We start from the raw sequence: 17,095 nt of genomic DNA, 5'->3' as shown, positions 1-17,095 counted from the left end.
CCACGACCGCGGATGGTTGGCACGGGTTGAACCCGCCCCAACCTCCCGCGCGGCCCCGGCCGTTCTCCCCCCGTGAGGACCATGTGGACCATCTGGGTCGCCGCCGCCGTGCTGCTGCTCGCCGCCTGCTCGCCCGGGGAGCCCGCCGCCCCGGAGGCGCCACCGGCCGGCACGCCCGAGGCCGCGCCGAGCGCGACCCCGGCGCGGCCTCCAGCCGTGCAGCGGCTCCCCGAGCGGTGGGCGTCGGTGCCGCTCCACGGCGGTCTTCCCCGGCGTGCGCCGGCCGATTCCGACGCCCTGCCCGACGTGCTCGGCGCCGGGGTCGCCGCGCGACTGGCCTACCACCCGACCGAGCGGTGGGAGGACCCCGTGGGTTGGGCGGGGGAGCAGGTGCTGTTCTGGGGGGTCGACGGTCGCTGGCGCGTGCTCGGCCTCGCGGACCTCGGCCTGCCGGATGCGTGGTGGCCGGGACCGGACACCTATGGACCGGGCCGGCTGTCGGCCGACGGCCGCCGCTGGGCCGCGCACACGAACGCGGGGGTCGTCTTCGTCGACCTGACCGAAGGCACCGTCAGGCACGTCGACTTCCCTCGCGGCAGCCGGATGGTGCGCTACGTGGAGTGGCTCCCGGGCAGGAACGCGGTGTCCGCCTACGGCCGGGCGCCCGGGCCCTCGCCCTACCGGACCTTCCACGTCACGCCTGGCGGCAAGGTGACCCCGGTGCCCTACACGGGTTGGCGCAGCCGCTTCGACACCGACGGCACGCCGGTCGAGCTGGTGAGCGACCCTCCGACCGGGCTGCGGGTCACTCGCTGGGAGGGCGGCACGCCGGAGCGGACCACCTGGGACCTCCCCCGGGACTTCCGGCGAGGGCGGCTGTGGGGGGTCTTCGGGGAGACCCACGTCGCGGTGTTCGAGCCTCCCCGGGGCGGCCTGGGCAGCACGATGATCTGGGTCTTCGACACGACCACCGGAGAGCCGGTCGCCCGGCTGCGGGTGCCGTTGACCTCCATCGAGGGCTGGCTGGACGCCGGGTCGCTGCTGCTCCTGGTGGACAGCCGGCGCCTGGTCGTGTGGCAGCCACTCACCGGTCGCTTCCTCCGGTCGACCGTGCTGCCCGGCCCCTACCCCGCGGAGGGGGAGTGGGCCGCCGCCACCGTCAGCCTGCCGTGACAGCGAGCCGGGGTGGTCAGGTCCGCCGGCGGCGGCGCCGGAGGAGCAGCGCGATGGCCAGCGCACCGGCGAGGACCCCGCCGCCGACCCACCACCGGGCAGCCCCGCCGTCGGAGCCGCCGGAGCCGTCCTCGCGCTCGGCCACGAACTCCGGGCGAGGGCGCTCGGTGACCTGGGGCTCGCCGGCCAGCAGGTCGGTCGCGACGGTGAGGACCTCGGGCACGTAGTCCAGCTGCACGAGCCCGACGTAGGCGGGCTCGGAGCCGTCCAGGGCCAGCACACCCAACTCGGGGTCGACGGTGACGACCGCGTGGTCGAGGTCCACCCAGTCGTGCACCGTCACCATGGCGGACCGCAGCGGTGCGGGCAGCGGCACCCACGGGGGTGTGCGGGCCGTCTGGTGGAAGGCGGTCGTCCTGGTCGTGCGGGCGTGGGTGACGTCGGTGCCGTCGGTCGTGGTCGACTCGGGGATGCCGCGGGCCGCGGGGGTGCTCTCCAGGACCCGGCCGTCCCAGGTGCGGACCTCGAGCAGCTCCGCGATCGCCACGGTGCCGTCGTCGGCGACCGCGTAGGTGGCGCCGCCCTCCGAGCGGTGGCCCGGGACCGGCTCGGAGACGTCGGAGCCGGGGGCCACCCGGCCCGCCACGGTGCGGTTCGCGAAGGCCGCCTCGCCGCGGCGCTGCCAGTCACGGACCGGATTGCCCCACCAGACCACCCACTGTGCGTCGGGTGAGAAGGACAGGCCGACCAGGCGCACTCCGTGGCCCTGGTCGATCGGCACGGTGCGCACGTCTCCGGAGACCAGGTCGACGATGCCGACGCCGGTGAGCGCATCGGGGCCGTCGCCCGCCACGGCGCGCGGATAGGCGAGCCGGGTGCCGTCGGCCGAGAGCGCGAGGGTGTCTGCGTCGGCGCTGCCGATCAGCGAGTGCCCGTCGGTGCCGAGCCGGCCGGGCAGCTCCAGGACCCGGTAGGCGCCGGACTCGGCGCCGACGCCGATCACCTGCACGCCGCGCTCGTCCTCGCGGTCGACGGCCATCACCACGGCCTGGGGCCCCACGGCCAGTGACTCCGCGACGGGTGCCTCCTCGTCGTTCTGGGGCACGGACAGGTACGCCGGGACGGCAGCGCTGCCGGAGTCGGCGGCGGCCGGGTGGGAGGCCGACGAGACGAGGGTCGTGAGCGTCGCGACCAGCGCGACCAGCGCGACGCCGACCGTCACGGCGGCGGCGAGCGCCCGGCGTACCGCTCGGTGGGTGGGGGTGCGGGCGGTCATGTCGAGGCTCCCTTGAGGCGTCGGCGCAGCCATGTCACGAAGGAGGCCACCGTGGCCACCGCGAACGCGAGCCCGGCGAGCACCAGCACCCAGCGCTCGTAGGACCACGGCCAGTCGGGCGCCGGTCGCTCGACGCTGGGGCGCTCTGCGGTCATCAGGCCGGTGGCGAGACTGAGCGTGTCGGGCACGCCGGGTTCCACGCTGCCGACGACCTCGGCGGCGCCGTCGGTGGAGAGCAGCAGCAGCTGGCCGTCGGTGTCGTCGGCGCTGCGGGTGCGGACCACGAGGTCATCGCCGAGAGTGCCGAGCACCTCGGCGCTGCCGCCTCCGACCGGCAGGTCGCCGTTCGCCTGGATCCTGCTCACCCGCCCCCGCGCGTCGATCAGCCCGACCTCGAGCTCGTCGCGCGTGCCGACCGCGAGCCCTCCGGAGGTGAGCACGGCGTGGCGGGGCCAGATGTCTCCGCGGACGGCCACGCCGCGCGGCTCGCCGCCCGTCCAGCGCACCAGCCGCCCCTCGTCCACCGCCCACACCTCGCCGGTGTCGTCGACGGCCAGCGTGGCCGACTCGTGGTCGCCCAGGCGCAGCGGCTGCGAGGTCGTCGCGCCCGGCGCCACCCGGCCGCCGGTCGGGAACTCCGCGCCCGAGCCGTCCGGGGTCCAGGTGCCCTGGTGCGCACCGACCCAGGCCAGCCAGGTGCTGCCCGGCGACCACGCGATCTGGCTGACCGCCGTGCCGTCGAACCCCGCGATCTCGACCGTGCGCAGGTCGCCGGTGACCAGGTCGAGCACCCGCAGGCCGCTGGGGATCGGCTCGGCGGCCGCTGCGTCGCGCGTCTCGAACGCCTCGTCTCCCTCGGGGTCGAGGGAGGCGTAGGAGTAGGCCAGTGAGCGGCCGTCGGGCGCGAGCGCGACCGTGGGCGGGGTGAACCCGTCGGCCACGTGTGAGTTGTTGCCACCGAAGTCGGGCAGGTCGAGCAGGTGGTAGTCACCCTCCGCGGCGTCGACCACGACCGGCAGCCCGGCCTCGGTGACCCAGGCGGCCGCGGCCACCCCCACCGCCAGGTCGTCGGTGACCTCGCCGCTCGACCAGGTGTCGTCCAGCCGGCGGTCCGACATCCGCTCCGGCACCGAGTAGAGCCGCTCGGGGACGCCGAGCGAGTCGGTGTCGGCGACCGGCGGCTGGTCGCGCTGCGGCAGCCAGGCGACCAGCCCACCGACGACCGCGAGCACGGCGGCGACGGCCGCCAGCGTCAGGGCCTGGTCACGTCGCCGGGCCCGCCGCCCGCGGGACCAGGTGTCGGCGGGCACCTCCACCACCGGCGCCACCTCGCCGAGCCGCTGCAGCTCCTCGCGCAGCCGGCCGGTCATGCGGAGCCTCCCGCGGGCTCGCCGACCAGCTCGGCCAGCTCGGGCGCCAGGGTGCGCAGCCGGGCCAGGGCCTGCCGGCCGATCGACTTCACCGTGCCGGCGCCGATGCCGAGCACCTCGGCGGCCTGCACCTCGGTGAGGTCCTCGAAGTAGCGCAGCACCAGCACGGTGCGCTGGCGCGTGGTGAGCCGGCCGAGTGCCTGCTCGAGGGTGAGCCGCAGGTCGGGGTCGGCGGCCGGCGTCGCGGCGTCGTACTGCTCCGGCAGCGCGTGCTCGCGCATCCGGCGCCGCGAACGCCACCAGGACACGTTCTGGGTGTAGAGGATGCGCCGCACGTAGGGCTCCGGGTCACCCTCGATGCGGTGCCAGCTCCTGGCGGCTTTGAAGAGCGCTGTCTGCACGAGGTCCTCCGCGAGGTGGGCGTCCCCGGTGAGGAGGTACGCCGTGCGCGACAGGGCAGGCGTGCGCGCCACCACGAAGGCGTTGAACCGCTCCTCGGCACTCGCCCCGGAGTGGTCGTCGTGAGCTGTGAACGGCACCCGAGCCCCCTTTCACTCCCTACGACGCACGCAGGAGCGACCTCGGGGGTCAGCCAAGCAGAAGAATCTCGCGGGAGGACCGTCAGCGGGCGCGGCGGCCCAGCCGCTCGACGTCCATGATCACGACCGAGCGCGGCTCGAGCCGCAGCCAGCCGCGGGAGGCGAAGTCGGCCAGCGCCTTGTTGACGGTCTCGCGGGAGGCGCCGACCAGCTGGGCGAGCTCCTCCTGGGTGAGGTCGTGGTGCACGTGCACGCCGTCGTCGGCGGTGCGGCCGAACCGGTCCGCGAGGTCGAGCAGCGCCTTGGCGACGCGACCGGGCACGTCGGAGAAGACCAGGTCGGCGACGACGTCGTTGGCCTTGCGCAGCCGGCCGGCCAGCTGGGAGAGCAGGCCACGGGCCACGACCGGGCGGCCGTCGAGCCACTTGAGGAGGTCTTCGTGGGAGAGCGAGGCGAACGAGGCGTCGGTGACGGCGGTGACCGTGGCCGAGCGCGGGCCCGGGTCGAACAGCGACAGCTCGCCGAACATCTGGCCGGGGCCGAGGATCGCCAGCAGGTTCTCGCGGCCGTCGGCGGAGGTGCGGCCGAGCTTCACCTTGCCGTCGAGGCAGATGTAGAGCCGGTCGCCGGAGTCGCCCTCGTGGAAGAGCACGTCACCGCGGCGCAGCCGGGTCTCGCTCATCGACGCCCGCAGGGCCGTGGCCGCCTCGTCGTCCAGCGCACTGAAGAGCGGTGCTTGGCGCAGCACGTCGTTGTCCACGGATCCTCCTCGTCGTTGCCTGACGCTCGTCAGACACTCGCAATCCTACTCAGTGCGATTGGTCACAGCGAAAAGGAGGGCTCGACACGGGGGTGTGTCGCCCAGCACACTGTGCGGTTCGTCCGGCCGTCTAGTCTGACTCCGTGCCCGCCCCCGAGACCCGCACCGGCCTGGTCCGCCGTGCCCGCAAGATCGACCGGGTGCTCGCGCAGACCTACCCCGAGGCCCGGTGCGAGCTCGACTTCGACGACCCGTTCCAGCTGCTCGTGGTCACGGTTCTCTCCGCGCAGACCACCGACAAGCGGGTCAACGCGGTGCGTCCCACGCTGTTCGCGGCCTACCCCGACCCCGCCGCCATGGCGGCCGCCGAGCGCGGACACCTGGAGCAGATCGTCGGCCCGCTGGGGTTCTTCCGGGCCAAGACCGAGGCGCTGCTCAAGCTCAGCCAGGCCCTCGTCGAGCGGTACGACGGCCAGGTGCCGCCGCGGCTGGCCGACCTGGTGACGCTCCCCGGCGTGGGCCGCAAGACCGCCAACGTGGTGCTCGGCAACGCTTTCGACGTCCCCGGCATCACCGTCGACACCCACTTCGGGCGGCTCGTGCGCCGCTTCGGCTGGACCGACGAGACCGACCCGGTCAAGGTCGAGCACGCGGTCGGCGAGCTGTTCCCCAAGCGCGACTGGACGATGCTCAGCCACCACCTGATCTGGCACGGCCGGCGCATCTGCCACGCCCGCAAGCCCGCCTGCGGCGCCTGTCCGGTCGCGCGCTGGTGCCCGGCGTACGGCGAGGGACCGACCGACCCCGACGAGGCCGCGAAGCTGGTCAAGACCGAGGGCCGGGCGTGAGGGGCCGTGTCGTTGCCGCGCTCGCCGCGGCGCTGCTGCTCTCCGCGCCGGTGTTGGCCGCCTGTGGCGACGACGGCGTCGCCCCACCGGGGGAGGCGAAGGTCGACGTCGACACCCCCGAGCTGCGCGAGCTCAAGGCCGCGGCCGGCGTCGAGGACTGCGCGCCCGGCACCGGGCAGCCGGTCGAGCAAGGGCTGCCGGAGGTGACGCTGGCCTGCTTCGGCGGCGGGCCCGACGTCGACCTGGCCGCCCTGCGTGGGCCGCTGGTGCTGAACTTCTGGGCGGCCTGGTGCGGCCCGTGCCGCGAGGAGATGCCGGTGATCCAGGCGTTCCACGAGCGGTTCGGCGACCGGGTCACGGTGATGGGCGTCGACTACAACGACCCGCAGCCGGAGCGGGCGATGCAGCTGGTGGGCGAGACCGGGGTCACCTACCCGCTGCTGGCCGACCCGCAGGAGCGGGTCGGCGGCTCGGGTTCCTTCGCGTTCCGCGGGCTTCCGCTGACGGCGTTCGTCGACGCCGACGGCCAAGTCGCCGGCATCGACGCGGGGGAGATCGAGTCGGTCGACGAGTTGGTCGACCTGGTGGAGCGGCACCTGGGCGTGGCCCTGTGACCGGCTCCACCGGAGGGCACCCCGGTCTGCCCGACTGGCTGCAGCCGGTGGCCGAGGCCGTCGACCGGATCGAGGCCGAGCACCTGACCCGGTTCGTGCCGCCCGAGGGCGCCGACGTGCGCCGCGGTGCGGTGCTGATGCTGTTCGGCGAGGGTGAGCGCGGCGGCGAGCTGCTGCTCACCGAGCGGGCCCACGACATGCGCTCCCACCCCGGCCAGGTGTCGTTCCCCGGCGGTGCGCTCGACCCGGGCGAGGGAGTGGTCGAGGCGGCGCTGCGCGAGGCCGAGGAGGAGGTCGGCGTGGTGCCGTCCTCGGTCGAGGTGTTCGGAGAGCTGCCCGAGCTGTGGCTGCCACCGAGCAACTTCGCGGTCACCCCGGTGCTCGGCTGGTGGCGCGAGCCGGGCCGGGTCGACGTGGTCAGCCGAGCCGAGGTGCACGCGATCCACCACGCGCCGATCGAGGAGCTGCTCGACCCGGAGCACCGGGTCACCGTGCGGCATCCCCGCGGCTACCGCAGCCCTGGCTTCCTGATCGGGCCCGAGAACGACGTCATCCTGTGGGGCTTCACCGGCGGCATCATCGCCCGGCTCTTCGACTTCCTCGGCTGGACCCGCCCCTGGGACGACACCCGGGTGCGCGACCTGCCGGAGTACATGCTCGCCGGCGACTCCCCGGCGCAGCGGGCCGCACGCTCCGGCATGCTCGACATCGAGGAGCCCGAGGGCCGCCAGGGGGGACCTTCGTGAACCTTCTCGACTGGCTGCTGCTCGTGCTGGTCTCCGCGTATGCCCTCTCCGGCTACTGGCAGGGCTTCGTCACGGGCGCCTTCGCGACCGCCGGGCTGCTGCTCGGTGGGCTCTTCGGGGTGTGGCTGGCGCCGCTGGCGCTCGGCGACGCCGCCCCGTCGCTGCTGGTCTCGCTCGGGGCGCTGTTCATCGTGATCCTCTCGGCCTCGCTCGGCCAGGCGGTCCTCCAGTACACCGGCGCCCGCATCCGCGACCGGATCACCTGGCATCCCGCCCGGGCGCTCGACGCCGTCGGCGGTGCGGCCCTGAGCGCCGCCGCCGTGCTGCTGGTCGCGTGGGCGCTCGGCGTGGCGATCTCCGGGTCGCGCATCGACGGCGTGACCCCGCTGGTGCGCGGGTCGAAGGTGCTCGAGCGGGTCGACGACGTGCTGCCCGCGGAGGCCGGTGGGGTGCTGCAGGCGTTCAACAACGTGGTCGGCGCGAGCTTCTTCCCCCGCTACCTCGAGCCGTTCGCGCCCGAGCGGATCGTCGAGGTGCGTCCCGGCGACGAGAAGATGCTGCGCGACCCCGACGTCGCGGCGGCGCAGGAGAGCGTGCTGAAGATCCGCGGCACCAACAGCTGCGGCCGGGGCATCGAGGGCAGCGGCTTCCTCTACGCCGACGACACGTTGATGACCAACGCCCACGTGGTGGCCGGGGTGAGCGACCCCCAGGTCGAGATCGACGGCAGCCTGGTGGCCGCGCAGGTGGTGCTCTACGACGAGGACCTCGACGTGGCGGTGCTCAAGCTCGAGGCGGGCGACGCGCCGTTCCTGCCGTTCGACCAGACCGCCGAGGCCGGTGACCCGGTCGCGGTGCTGGGCTATCCCGAGGACGGCCCGTTCTCCGCGGTCGCGGGGCGGGTCCGCGCCGAGCAACGGCTGCGCTCGCCCAACATCTACGGCGAGGACACCATCGTGCGCGAGGTGTTCTCGCTGCGCGGGGTGGTGCGGCCGGGCAACTCCGGTGGCCCGGTGGTCTCCGCCGACGGTGACGTGGTCGGCGTGGTCTTCGCGGCGTCGGTGACCGACTCCGAGACCGGCTACGCGCTCACCGCCGAGCAGGTGGCGCAGAGCGCCGAGACCGGCCGGCTCAGCGACGCCGAGGTGTCGACCGGAGGGTGCGCGGGTTAGTGACCCTTCAGCGCCGAGGGGATCTCCTTGCCCTGCCGGATCGCGGCCTCGGGGGCGCGTACCTGCTTGACCTTCTTCACCCCGAGGTAGCCCAGCAGCGCGGTGATCAGCAGGTAGAGGGCGAAGACGATCAGGAACGCCCAGTGGAGCGAGAGACCCGAGCCGTTCCAGTGGATGAAGTAGGCCAGCGAGACCGACAGCATGATGATCGCCAGCACTGCGACGAACCCGGCGGCGGCGAACAGGCCGATGCCGGTGCCGCCGGCCTTGAAGCTCACCTTGAGCTCTGACTTGGCGAGCTCGATCTCCTTCGACACCAGCGTGGAGATGTCGCGGCTCGCGTCGGCGACGAGACGTCCGATGGTGGGATCGGTGTCCTTGACCGGTTCGGTGGCCATGAGGCTCCTCGGTGCTGGTTCGAGTGCGGCTTCGAGTGCGGGTGGTGCTGCGGTGCTGACCCTACAGAACCGTGTCGGGCCCGGCGCCCGCTACCATCGGACCCGGTGAGCCGGGAAGTCTGGTCGGCACGTCGTCGATGCTGCCCACCGAGAGGTTCCCACCCGCCGTGACTTCCACGCCCCCCCAATCGAACGGCTCCCGTCGGGTGCTGTCTCGCCCCAGCTGGGGCGAGTACCAGCGCGTCGCCGACATCCTCCGCACCGAGACCATCGGCGGGGCGCTGCTCATCGCCGGCGCCGTGGTTGCGCTGCTGTGGGCCAACCTGCCCTTCGGCGACAGCTACTTCGAGCTGCGCGACTGGCACGTCGGCGGCGACGTGCTGGGTCTGCACCTCGACCTGAGCCTCGGTCACTGGGCCGCCGACGGGCTTCTCGCGGTCTTCTTCTTCCTGGTCGGCCTGGAGCTGAAGAAGGAGTTCGTCGCGGGCGACCTGCGCAGCTTCGACCGGGCGATCGTGCCGGTGGCCGCGGCGTTCGGCGGGGTCATGGTGCCCGCGCTCATCTACACGGTGATCAACCTGGCCGCCGGCGGCGAGACGTTGCGGGGCTGGGCCATCCCGGCGGCCACGGACATCGCGTTCGCGGTGGCGGTGCTCGCGGTGATCGGCTCCCGGCTGCCCTCGCCGCTGCGGCTGTTCCTGCTCACGCTGGCGGTCGTCGACGACCTGATCGCGATCGCGATCATCGCGATCTTCTACACCAGCGAGCTCAAGCCCGAGATGCTGCTGTTGTCCGTCGTGCCGATCGCGGCGTTCGCGCTCGTGGTGCAGAAGGCGTCCGCGTTCGTCGGCACCCGGCGCTGGGTCGCCTACGTGCTGCTGCTCCCGCTCGCGGCCGTCGCGTGGGCGCTGTTCCTCGAGTCGGGGGTGCACGCGACCATCGCCGGCGTGGTGCTCGGCTTCACGGTCCCGGTGCTGCGCAAGCAGCACCCGGTCGACTCCGGACCCGGCCTGGCCGAGGTGCTCGAGCACCGGGTGCGCCCGATCTCGGCCGGGTTCTGCGTGCCGGTCTTCGCGTTCTTCTCCGCCGGGGTCTCGCTCAGCGAGGGCGGCGGGTTCGGTGCCCTGGTCGAGGACTCGGTCGTCTGGGGCGTGGTGCTGGGCCTGGTGCTCGGCAAGCCGATCGGCATCATGGCCTCGACCTGGCTGATCACCCGCACCCGCCACGCCAACCTCGACCCTGACATCACCTGGCGCGACCTGCTCGGCATGACCCTGCTCGCCGGCATCGGCTTCACGGTCTCGCTGCTGATCTCCGAGCTCAGCTTCGGCACCGAGTCGGCGCACTACGACCACGCGAAGATCGCGATCCTGGCCGCCTCGGTGATCGCGGCCGGCCTGGCGAGCCTCGTGCTCGTGCCGCGCAACCGCTACTACCGCGACCTGGCCGAGCGGGAGAGCGTCGACACCGACCACGACAGCGTGCCGGACCTGTTCGACAGCTTCCCCACCGACCCGAACCGCCAGTAGGACGCCCAAACGCCGAGTCGGCGCCCCTGCGTCTGCAGAAGCGCCGACTCGGCGTCAGGTGAACCGCTGGGAGAGGGGGCGGGTCAGGCCTCGTCGGAGCGGCCCGAGGTGAGCCGGCCCGAGATCAAGTCCATCACCGTGGAGTCGGCCAGCGTGGTGACGTCGCCGACCTCGCGGTTCTCGGCGACGTCGCGCAGCAACCGGCGCATGATCTTGCCGGAGCGGGTCTTCGGCAGCTCGGGCACCACCATGATCTGGCGCGGGGTGGCGATCGGGCCGATCTCCTTGCGCACGTGACCCCGGAGCTCGGCGACGATGTCGTCGCCCCCGTCGCCGGCCTCGTCGCGCAGGATCACGAACGCGCAGACCGCCTGCCCGGTGTCCTCGTCCTTCGCGCCCACCACCGCGGCCTCGGCGACCTTCGGGTGCGAGACCAGCGCCGACTCGATCTCGGTGGTCGAGAGCCGGTGGCCGGAGACGTTCATGACGTCGTCGACCCGGCCGAGCACCCAGATGTCGCCGTCCTCGTCCTTCTTCGCGCCGTCACCGGCGAAGTAGTAGGCGCCGCGCTCCGCGGTGGCCGGGAACCGCGACCAGTAGGTGTCCTTGAACCGCTGGTCGTCACCCCAGATCGTGCGCAGCATCGAGGGCCACGGCTTGCTGAGCACCAGGTAGCCCCCGGAGCCGTCGGGCACCGGGTGGCCCTCGTCGTTGACCACCTCGGCGGCGACACCGGGGATCGCGGTCATCGCCGAGCCCGGCTTGCCGGCGGTGACGCCGGGCAGCGGGGAGATCATGATCGCGCCGGTCTCGGTCTGCCACCAGGTGTCGACCACCGGCGTGCGGTTGCCGCCGATGACCTCGCGGTACCACACGTAGGCCTCGGGGTTGATCGGCTCGCCCACCGACCCGAGGATGCGCAACGACGACATGTCGTGACGGTCGGGGATCTCGCGGCCCTGCTTCATGAACGAGCGGATCGCGGTCGGTGCGGTGTAGAAGATCGTCACGCCGTACTGCTCGATGATCTTCCACCAGCGGCCGCGCTCGGGGCTGTCGGGCGTGCCCTCGTAGAGCACCTGGGTGGCCCCGTTGGCCAGCGGCCCGTAGACGATGTAGCTGTGGCCGGTGACCCACCCGATGTCGGCGGTGCACCAGTAGACGTCGGTCTCGGGCTTGAGGTCGAAGACCGCCCAGTGGGTGTAGGCGCAGCCGGTCAGGTAGCCGCCGGTCGTGTGCAGGATGCCCTTCGGCTTGCCGGTGGTTCCGGAGGTGTACATGACGTAGAGCGGGTGCTCGGAGTCGAAGAACTCGCACTCGTGCTCGGCCGAGGCGCCGTCGACGGCGTCGTGCCACCACACGTCGACGCCGTCCTCCCAGCTGCCCTCCGCGAGCTCCTGGCCGGTACGCCGCACCACGAGGACCTTCTCGACGCGGTGCCCGTTGTCGGCGGCCTTGACGCGTGCCTCGTCGACCGCGGGCTTCAGCGCCGACGCGGAGCCGCGCCGGTAGCCGCCGTCGGCGGTGACGACGACCTTGGCCTGGCAGTCGGCGAGCCGGGAGGCGAGCGCGTCGGAGGAGAAGCCGCCGAACACGACCGTGTGGGGGGCGCCGAGACGCGCGCAGGCGAGCATCGTCACGATCGCCTCGGGGATCATCGGCAGATAGATCGCGACCCGGTCGCCGGCGCGCACGCCCAGCTCGGTGAGCGCGTTCGCGGCCTTGTTGACCTCCTGCTGCAGGTCGGCGTAGGTCAGCGAGCGGGTGTCGTCCTCGGGCTCACCCACCCAGTGGATGGCCACCTTGTCGCCGCGGCCGGCCTCGACGTGCCGGTCGACGCAGTTGTAGGCGGCGTTGAGCTTGCCGCCGACGAACCACTTGGCGAACGGCGGGTCGTCCCAGTCCAGGACCCGGTCCCACTTCTGGTGCCAGTCGAGGCGCTCGGCCTGCTCGGCCCAGAAGGCCTCCGGGTCGGCGGCGGCCCGCTCGTAGGCCTCCGCGGTGAGGTTCGCGCTGGCCGCGAGCTCGGCCGGCGGCTCGAACCGCCGCTCCTCGTGGCTCAGGTTCGACAGCGTCTCTTCGGTCACGATCACTCCTCGTATCTGGAACCGCCGCGACACCCCGGAGGGTGCCGCGGCGGGCGGGCCGGAAGCCCGGCGTGGTGTGGAATGCCGCCTCGCGGCCAGCCTAGGACCCTGTGGGGCAGGTCACCACAGGGCCCCAGGGACTGTGGGTCAGGCGATCTCCTCGCCTGCCGCGTGCTTGGCCACCAGGTCGGTGCGGCCGGGGTAGCGGATCTCCTCGACCAGCTCCTGCATCACCGGGCTGGGCTTCTTGGTGAACTGGGAGACGATGATCGTCACCGCGAAGTTGATCAGCATGCCGATGGTGCCGAACCCGGTCTCCGGGATGCTCCAGAGGCCGTCGCTGTTGCCCCAGATGTCGACGGTCCAGATCATGTAGGCCATCGTCACCGAGAGCCCGACGACCATGCCGGCCGTGGCGCCTGCGGCGGTGCACTTCTTCCAGAAGATGCCGAGCACCAGGATCGGGAAGAAGCTCGCACACGCCAGCCCGAAGGCCAAGGCGACCACCTGGGCCACGAATCCGGGAGGGTTGATGCCGAGGTAGCCGGCGACCAGGATCGCGCCGGCCATCGCGATGCGGCCGACCATCAGCTGCTTCGCCTCGGTGGCGGCGGGGTTGATCTTCTTGTAGTAGACGTCGTTGGCGACCGAGGAGGAGATCACCAGCAGCAGCCCGGAGGCGGTGGACAGCGCGGCGGCGAGGGCCCCCGCGGCGACCAGGCCCACGATCGGGGCCGGGAGGCCGCCGATCTCGGGTGCGGCCAGCACCATGATGTCGTTGTTGATGACGACCTCGGTGGTGTAGTCGATCACCCCGTTGTTGTTGGCGTCGGCGACGGCGCCGCCGTCGGCGCCGGTGATCAGCCCGACGTCGGCCCAGGTGTTGAACCAGCCCGGCACGTCGGCCAGCGCCGTCCCGTCGAGGTCCTTGATGACCTGCAGCTTGCTGAACGCCGCGATCGAGGGGGCGGTGGTGTAGAGCAGCGAGATGAAGAACAGCGCCCAGAGCGCGGAGTAGCGCGCCGCGCGCACGCTCTTGGCGGTGTAGAAGCGCACGATCACGTGCGGCAGGCCCGCGGTGCCGAACATCAGCGCCGCGGTGATCAGCACCATGTTCGTCATCGAGGTCTGGGTGAACGCCTCGGTGTACGCCGCGATGCCGAGGTCCTGCTGCAGACCGTCGAGCTCGCCGAGGATCTGGCCGAAGCCGATCTGCGGGACCGGGATGTCGCTGAGCTCGGCGGAGATCGCCACCGCGGGGATCAGGTAGGCCACGATCAGGACGCTGTACTGGGCGACCTGGGTCCAGGTGATGCCCTTCATGCCGCCGAGCACGGCGTAGAAGAAGACGATCGCCATGCCGATGACGACGCCGGTGGTGGTGCCGACGCCCAGGAACCGCTGGAAGACCAGGCCGACGCCGGCCATCTGGCCCGCGACGTAGACGAACGACACGACGATCGCGCAGACCACCGCGACCAGGCGGGCGCTCTCGGAGTACCGGTCACCCACGAAGTCGGGGATCGTGTACTTGCCGAACTTGCGCAGGTACGGCGCGAGCAGCAGCGCCAGCAGCACGTAGCCGCCGGTCCAGCCCATCAGGTAGACCGACCCGGCGTAGCCGTTGCCCGCGAGGGCGATGATGCCGGCCATCGAGATGAACGACGCCGCGCTCATCCAGTCCGCCGCGATCGCGGCGCCGTTGGCCGGGGCCGGGATGCCGCCGCCGGCGACGTAGAAGCCGGAGGTGCTGCTCACCCGGCTCGCGTAGGCGATGTAGATGTAGATGCCGAACGTGATGAGGACGAAGACGAGCGTCCAGGTCTGGATGTCGGTCACGAGTGGTGCACCTCCTCGCCGTAGCCGTCGATGTCGATCCCGTGCTTCTGGTCGAGCTTGTCCATGCGCCACACGTAGATGGCGATGAGCACGACGAAGGTGATGATCGAGCCCTGCTGGGCGAACCAGAACCCGAGCGGGAAGCCGGCGATCTCGATCTCGTTGAGCGGCTCGACGAAGATGATCCCGGCGCCGAAGGACACCAGCGCCCAGACCGTGAGCAAGACGGCCATCAACCGTAGGTTGGAGCGCCAGTACGACTGGCGCGCTGCTTCGTCCATGGGGTTCTCTCCTCCAGGGGCGGGTGGATGTGCGGATGGATGAGCGGATGGAGCTGGGGCACCGACACCCGGAATCGGCTCGGGTGAGGCAAGCAACCCGCCGTGTCGCCGGTCAAGGCCGAGATGTGACTCAGGTCACCTGCTGCGGTCAGTGGCGTGGATCACGCGGCGAACGGTCGCCGCGCGGCCCGGCGGGCGCTCGCAGGGGCCATAGACGCCTCGACGTGACCGTTGGTCGCGCCGGACCGACCGTTCGTCGTGTCCGGCCCGCTGCGAACGGTCATCTCGCGGGTCGTGGGCATGGCGTGACCGCGGTCACGGTTCGTAGAGTCGCCGCATGGCAGCCTCAGGTGACCTCGCAGCGACCTCCGTGCCGACCTCCCGGAACGGGCGCGTCCGCACCCGACGGGCACCGGACCCCGCGCGGCGCCGGCTCGCGCTCGCGGTCGGGATGGTCGTGCTCGGCTCGTTCCTGCCGTGGATCTACACCTCCCTGGGCTCGCTGTCCGGGGTGCGCGGCGGCGGGCTGTGGACCTTCTACTTCGCGATGCTCGGCCTGGCCGGGGCGCTGATCCCCTCCCGTCGGGCGGCCGCGGTGCAGGCCGGGCTGATGGCGGCGCCGGCGCTGGTGCTGCCGGTCTGGCAGGTGCTGCACGTGGCCGGACTGGTCGGCTTCAGCGGCTGGCTCCCCGGGCCCGGCCTGCTGATGGTCTTCGCCGGCGGCGTCGTCGCAGCCGGTGCCGCCCGCGCCCTGTGGCGCGGCGCGGTCGCTCCCGCCTGATCACGCTCCGGCGGGAGGCGTCCGGCCGTGAGGCCGTGAGCCCCGTGAGGCTGTGAGGACAAGTTGACGTCGCGGAGACTCCGGCGCGCGCCGGGGTGTTACGTCGACTGCCGACGATGGCTGGGTCGTCCCCTCTCGAGGAGCACCCATGACCGTCACGAGCCAGCCCGGCACGCCGGCCACCACGTCCCCCGCCGGCCCTCCCGCCCCCGTCCGCGCCCGGCGTACCGGCCGCTGGATCGACCGCTGGGAGCCTGAGGACGAGCAGTTCTGGGAGGCGACCGGCCGCCGCGTCGCCCGCCGCAACCTGCTCTGGTCGATCTTCGCCGAGCACCTCGGCTTCTCGGTGTGGCTGATCTGGAGCGTGAGCTCGGCGTTCCTGGTGGCGCTCGGCTTCGACTACAGCCCCCAGCAGCTCTTTCTGCTGGTCGCCCTGCCCAACCTGGTCGGCTCGCTGCTCCGGCTGCCCTACACGTTCGCGGTGCCGAAGTTCGGCGGCCGCAACTGGACCATGGTGAGCGCGGGCCTGCTGCTGGTGCCGACGCTGGGCTTCGCGTACGCCGTGCAGCACCCCGGCACCCCGTTCTGGGTGTTCTGCCTTATCGCGGCGACCGCGGGGCTGGGCGGCGGCAACTTCGCCAGCTCGATGGCCAACATCAACTTCTTCTACCCCGCGGCCAAGAAGGGCGCCGCGCTCGGGCTCAACGCCGCGGGCGGCAACCTGGGCGTCTCGCTGATCCAGCTCTTCCTGCCCGTCATCGTCGGCGGTGCCGGCATCTTCGGCATGGTCAAGGCCAGCGAGGGTGGCATCCACCTGGAGCGCGCGGCCTGGGTCTACGCCGGGCTCGCGGTCGTGGCGACCCTCGCGGCGTACCTCTTCATGGACAACCTCGGCACCGCCGTCTCCCGCCCCCGCGAGCAGCTGCAGGTGCTGCGCCACCGCCAGACCTGGCTGATGTCGTTCCTCTACATCGGCACGTTCGGCTCGTTCATCGGCTACTCCGCGGCGATGCCGCTGCTGATCAAGCTGAACTTCTGGGTGCCCGACCCGGCCCCGCTGGGCACCGGGATCTACTTCGCCTACTACGCGTTCCTCGGCGCGCTGGTCGGCTCCGCCACCCGGCCGTTCGGCGGCTGGCTGGCCGACCGGTTCGGTGGCGCGCGGATCACGCTCGCCGCGTTCGGGCTGATGATCGTCAGCACGCTGGCGGTGCTGTGGACGCTGACCCAGCTGACCCCGAACCCCACCCAGGACCCGGCCATCGCGACCGACAACCAGTCCTGGTTCCCGTGGTTCCTGGCGTTCTTCCTGGTCGTGTTCGCCGCCACCGGTGTCGGCAACGGCTCGACCTACAAGATGATCCCCGCGATCTGGCGGGGCGAGGCGGAGCGGGAGACCACCCCGGGCACCCCCGAGCGCGCCTCCGCGCTGGCGCTGGCGACCAAGCAGGCCTCCGCGGCGATCGGCGTGATCGGCGCGGTGGGCGCCGTCGGCGGCTTCCTGATCCCGCTCGCGTTCAGCTCGCCGTGGGTGGACAACCCGATGGAGGCCACCAAGGGCGCGTTCACGGTCTTCACCGCCTTCTACGTGGTGTGCGCGCTGGTCACCTACGCCGTCTACCTGCGGGCCCCCGCCCGGGCCCGGGCCCGCGGCCTGGTCGCCGCCGAGGTCTGAGCCCCCC

Annotated in this window: 16 protein-coding genes; 8 read left to right on the top strand and 8 right to left on the bottom strand. The window is 72.3% G+C overall.

The annotated features are described in order from the left end of the window. Positions 1 to 81: 81 nt before the first annotated feature. A complete protein-coding gene (locus D6B71_RS16400) occupies positions 82 to 1,173 on the top strand; it encodes a hypothetical protein (RefSeq protein WP_121257037.1) in 1,092 nt (363 codons plus the stop codon). 16 nt (positions 1,174 to 1,189) lie between these two features. On the opposite strand, the gene D6B71_RS16395 is transcribed toward D6B71_RS16400, so the two are convergent. From D6B71_RS16395 to D6B71_RS16380, 4 genes are all read right to left on the bottom strand, one after another. Beyond that, positions 1,190 to 2,449 carry a hypothetical protein gene (locus D6B71_RS16395; RefSeq protein WP_121257035.1) on the bottom strand — a complete coding sequence of 420 codons (1,260 nt, stop codon included), beginning with the start codon at positions 2,447 to 2,449 and terminating at the stop codon, positions 1,190 to 1,192. Then, on the bottom strand, positions 2,446 to 3,819 hold the full coding sequence (locus D6B71_RS16390; protein ID WP_121257033.1) for a hypothetical protein: 1,374 nt from the start codon (positions 3,817 to 3,819) through the stop codon (positions 2,446 to 2,448). The genes D6B71_RS16395 and D6B71_RS16390 overlap by 4 nt, the downstream gene beginning before the upstream one ends. Continuing rightward, entirely contained in the window at positions 3,816 to 4,358 is a 543-nt protein-coding gene (locus tag D6B71_RS16385) for a SigE family RNA polymerase sigma factor (RefSeq protein WP_121257031.1), read from the bottom strand. Before D6B71_RS16385 ends, D6B71_RS16390 begins: the two co-directional genes overlap by 4 nt. Positions 4,359 to 4,440: 82 nt before the next feature. Continuing rightward, positions 4,441 to 5,118: a Crp/Fnr family transcriptional regulator gene (locus tag D6B71_RS16380; protein ID WP_121257029.1), complete on the bottom strand. Its 678-nt coding sequence runs from the start codon at positions 5,116 to 5,118 to the stop codon at positions 4,441 to 4,443. A gap of 143 nt (positions 5,119 to 5,261) precedes the next feature. Here D6B71_RS16380 and nth point away from each other — a divergent pair, with 143 nt between their 5' ends. From nth to D6B71_RS16360, 4 genes are read left to right on the top strand one after another with little or no spacing between them, the layout of a single operon-like run. Beyond that, positions 5,262 to 5,966, top strand: coding sequence for an endonuclease III (gene nth, locus D6B71_RS16375; RefSeq protein ID WP_121257027.1), 705 nt, complete (start codon positions 5,262 to 5,264; stop codon positions 5,964 to 5,966). Then, positions 5,963 to 6,580 carry a TlpA family protein disulfide reductase gene (locus D6B71_RS16370; protein WP_164519703.1) on the top strand — a complete coding sequence of 206 codons (618 nt, stop codon included), beginning with the start codon at positions 5,963 to 5,965 and terminating at the stop codon, positions 6,578 to 6,580. The genes nth and D6B71_RS16370 overlap by 4 nt, the downstream gene beginning before the upstream one ends. Further along, positions 6,577 to 7,326, top strand: a complete 750-nt coding sequence (locus tag D6B71_RS16365; RefSeq protein WP_121257025.1) for an NUDIX hydrolase — start codon at positions 6,577 to 6,579, stop codon at positions 7,324 to 7,326. Before D6B71_RS16370 ends, D6B71_RS16365 begins: the two co-directional genes overlap by 4 nt. Beyond that, positions 7,323 to 8,498, top strand: coding sequence for a MarP family serine protease (locus D6B71_RS16360; RefSeq protein ID WP_121257023.1), 1,176 nt, complete (start codon positions 7,323 to 7,325; stop codon positions 8,496 to 8,498). The genes D6B71_RS16365 and D6B71_RS16360 overlap by 4 nt, the downstream gene beginning before the upstream one ends. Here the strand turns inward: D6B71_RS16360 and D6B71_RS16355 are convergent. After that, the gene (locus tag D6B71_RS16355) at positions 8,495 to 8,896 is read right to left on the bottom strand and encodes a phage holin family protein (RefSeq protein ID WP_121257021.1); all 402 of its coding nucleotides are present in this window, start codon (positions 8,894 to 8,896) and stop codon (positions 8,495 to 8,497) included. The two genes, D6B71_RS16360 and D6B71_RS16355, sit on opposite strands and share 4 nt — an antisense overlap. 206 nt (positions 8,897 to 9,102) lie before the next feature. Between D6B71_RS16355 and nhaA the strand changes: the two genes are divergently transcribed. Continuing rightward, positions 9,103 to 10,425, top strand: coding sequence for a Na+/H+ antiporter NhaA (nhaA, locus tag D6B71_RS16350; RefSeq protein WP_240641490.1), 1,323 nt, complete (start codon positions 9,103 to 9,105; stop codon positions 10,423 to 10,425). Positions 10,426 to 10,508: 83 nt separating this feature from the next. Here the strand turns inward: nhaA and acs are convergent, their stop codons facing one another. The 3 genes from acs to D6B71_RS16335 form a co-directional block, all read right to left on the bottom strand. Then, entirely contained in the window at positions 10,509 to 12,512 is a 2,004-nt protein-coding gene (acs, locus tag D6B71_RS16345) for an acetate--CoA ligase (protein WP_121257155.1), read from the bottom strand. A 147-nt stretch (positions 12,513 to 12,659) separates the two neighbouring features. Next, positions 12,660 to 14,351: a sodium:solute symporter family protein gene (locus tag D6B71_RS16340; RefSeq protein ID WP_121257017.1), complete on the bottom strand. Its 1,692-nt coding sequence runs from the start codon at positions 14,349 to 14,351 to the stop codon at positions 12,660 to 12,662. Further along, a complete protein-coding gene (locus D6B71_RS16335) occupies positions 14,348 to 14,632 on the bottom strand; it encodes a DUF4212 domain-containing protein (RefSeq protein WP_121257015.1) in 285 nt (94 codons plus the stop codon). Before D6B71_RS16335 ends, D6B71_RS16340 begins: the two co-directional genes overlap by 4 nt. Positions 14,633 to 14,969: 337 nt before the next feature. On the opposite strand from D6B71_RS16335, the gene D6B71_RS16330 reads away from it, so the two are divergent. Together D6B71_RS16330 and D6B71_RS16325 are read left to right on the top strand one after the other, a co-directional pair. Further along, positions 14,970 to 15,413 (top strand): hypothetical protein, encoded by a 444-nt coding sequence (locus D6B71_RS16330; protein ID WP_240641488.1) that lies wholly within the window; start codon positions 14,970 to 14,972, stop codon positions 15,411 to 15,413. Positions 15,414 to 15,561: 148 nt separating this feature from the next. After that, positions 15,562 to 17,088, top strand: a complete 1,527-nt coding sequence (locus D6B71_RS16325) for an MFS transporter (protein WP_121257013.1) — start codon at positions 15,562 to 15,564, stop codon at positions 17,086 to 17,088. The last annotated feature ends 7 nt before the right edge of the window (positions 17,089 to 17,095 follow it).

Source organism: Nocardioides ferulae, from assembly GCF_003660455.1.
Classification (GTDB): domain Bacteria; phylum Actinomycetota; class Actinomycetes; order Propionibacteriales; family Nocardioidaceae; genus Nocardioides; species Nocardioides ferulae.
This window is presented reverse-complemented; position numbering and strand designations above follow the sequence as displayed.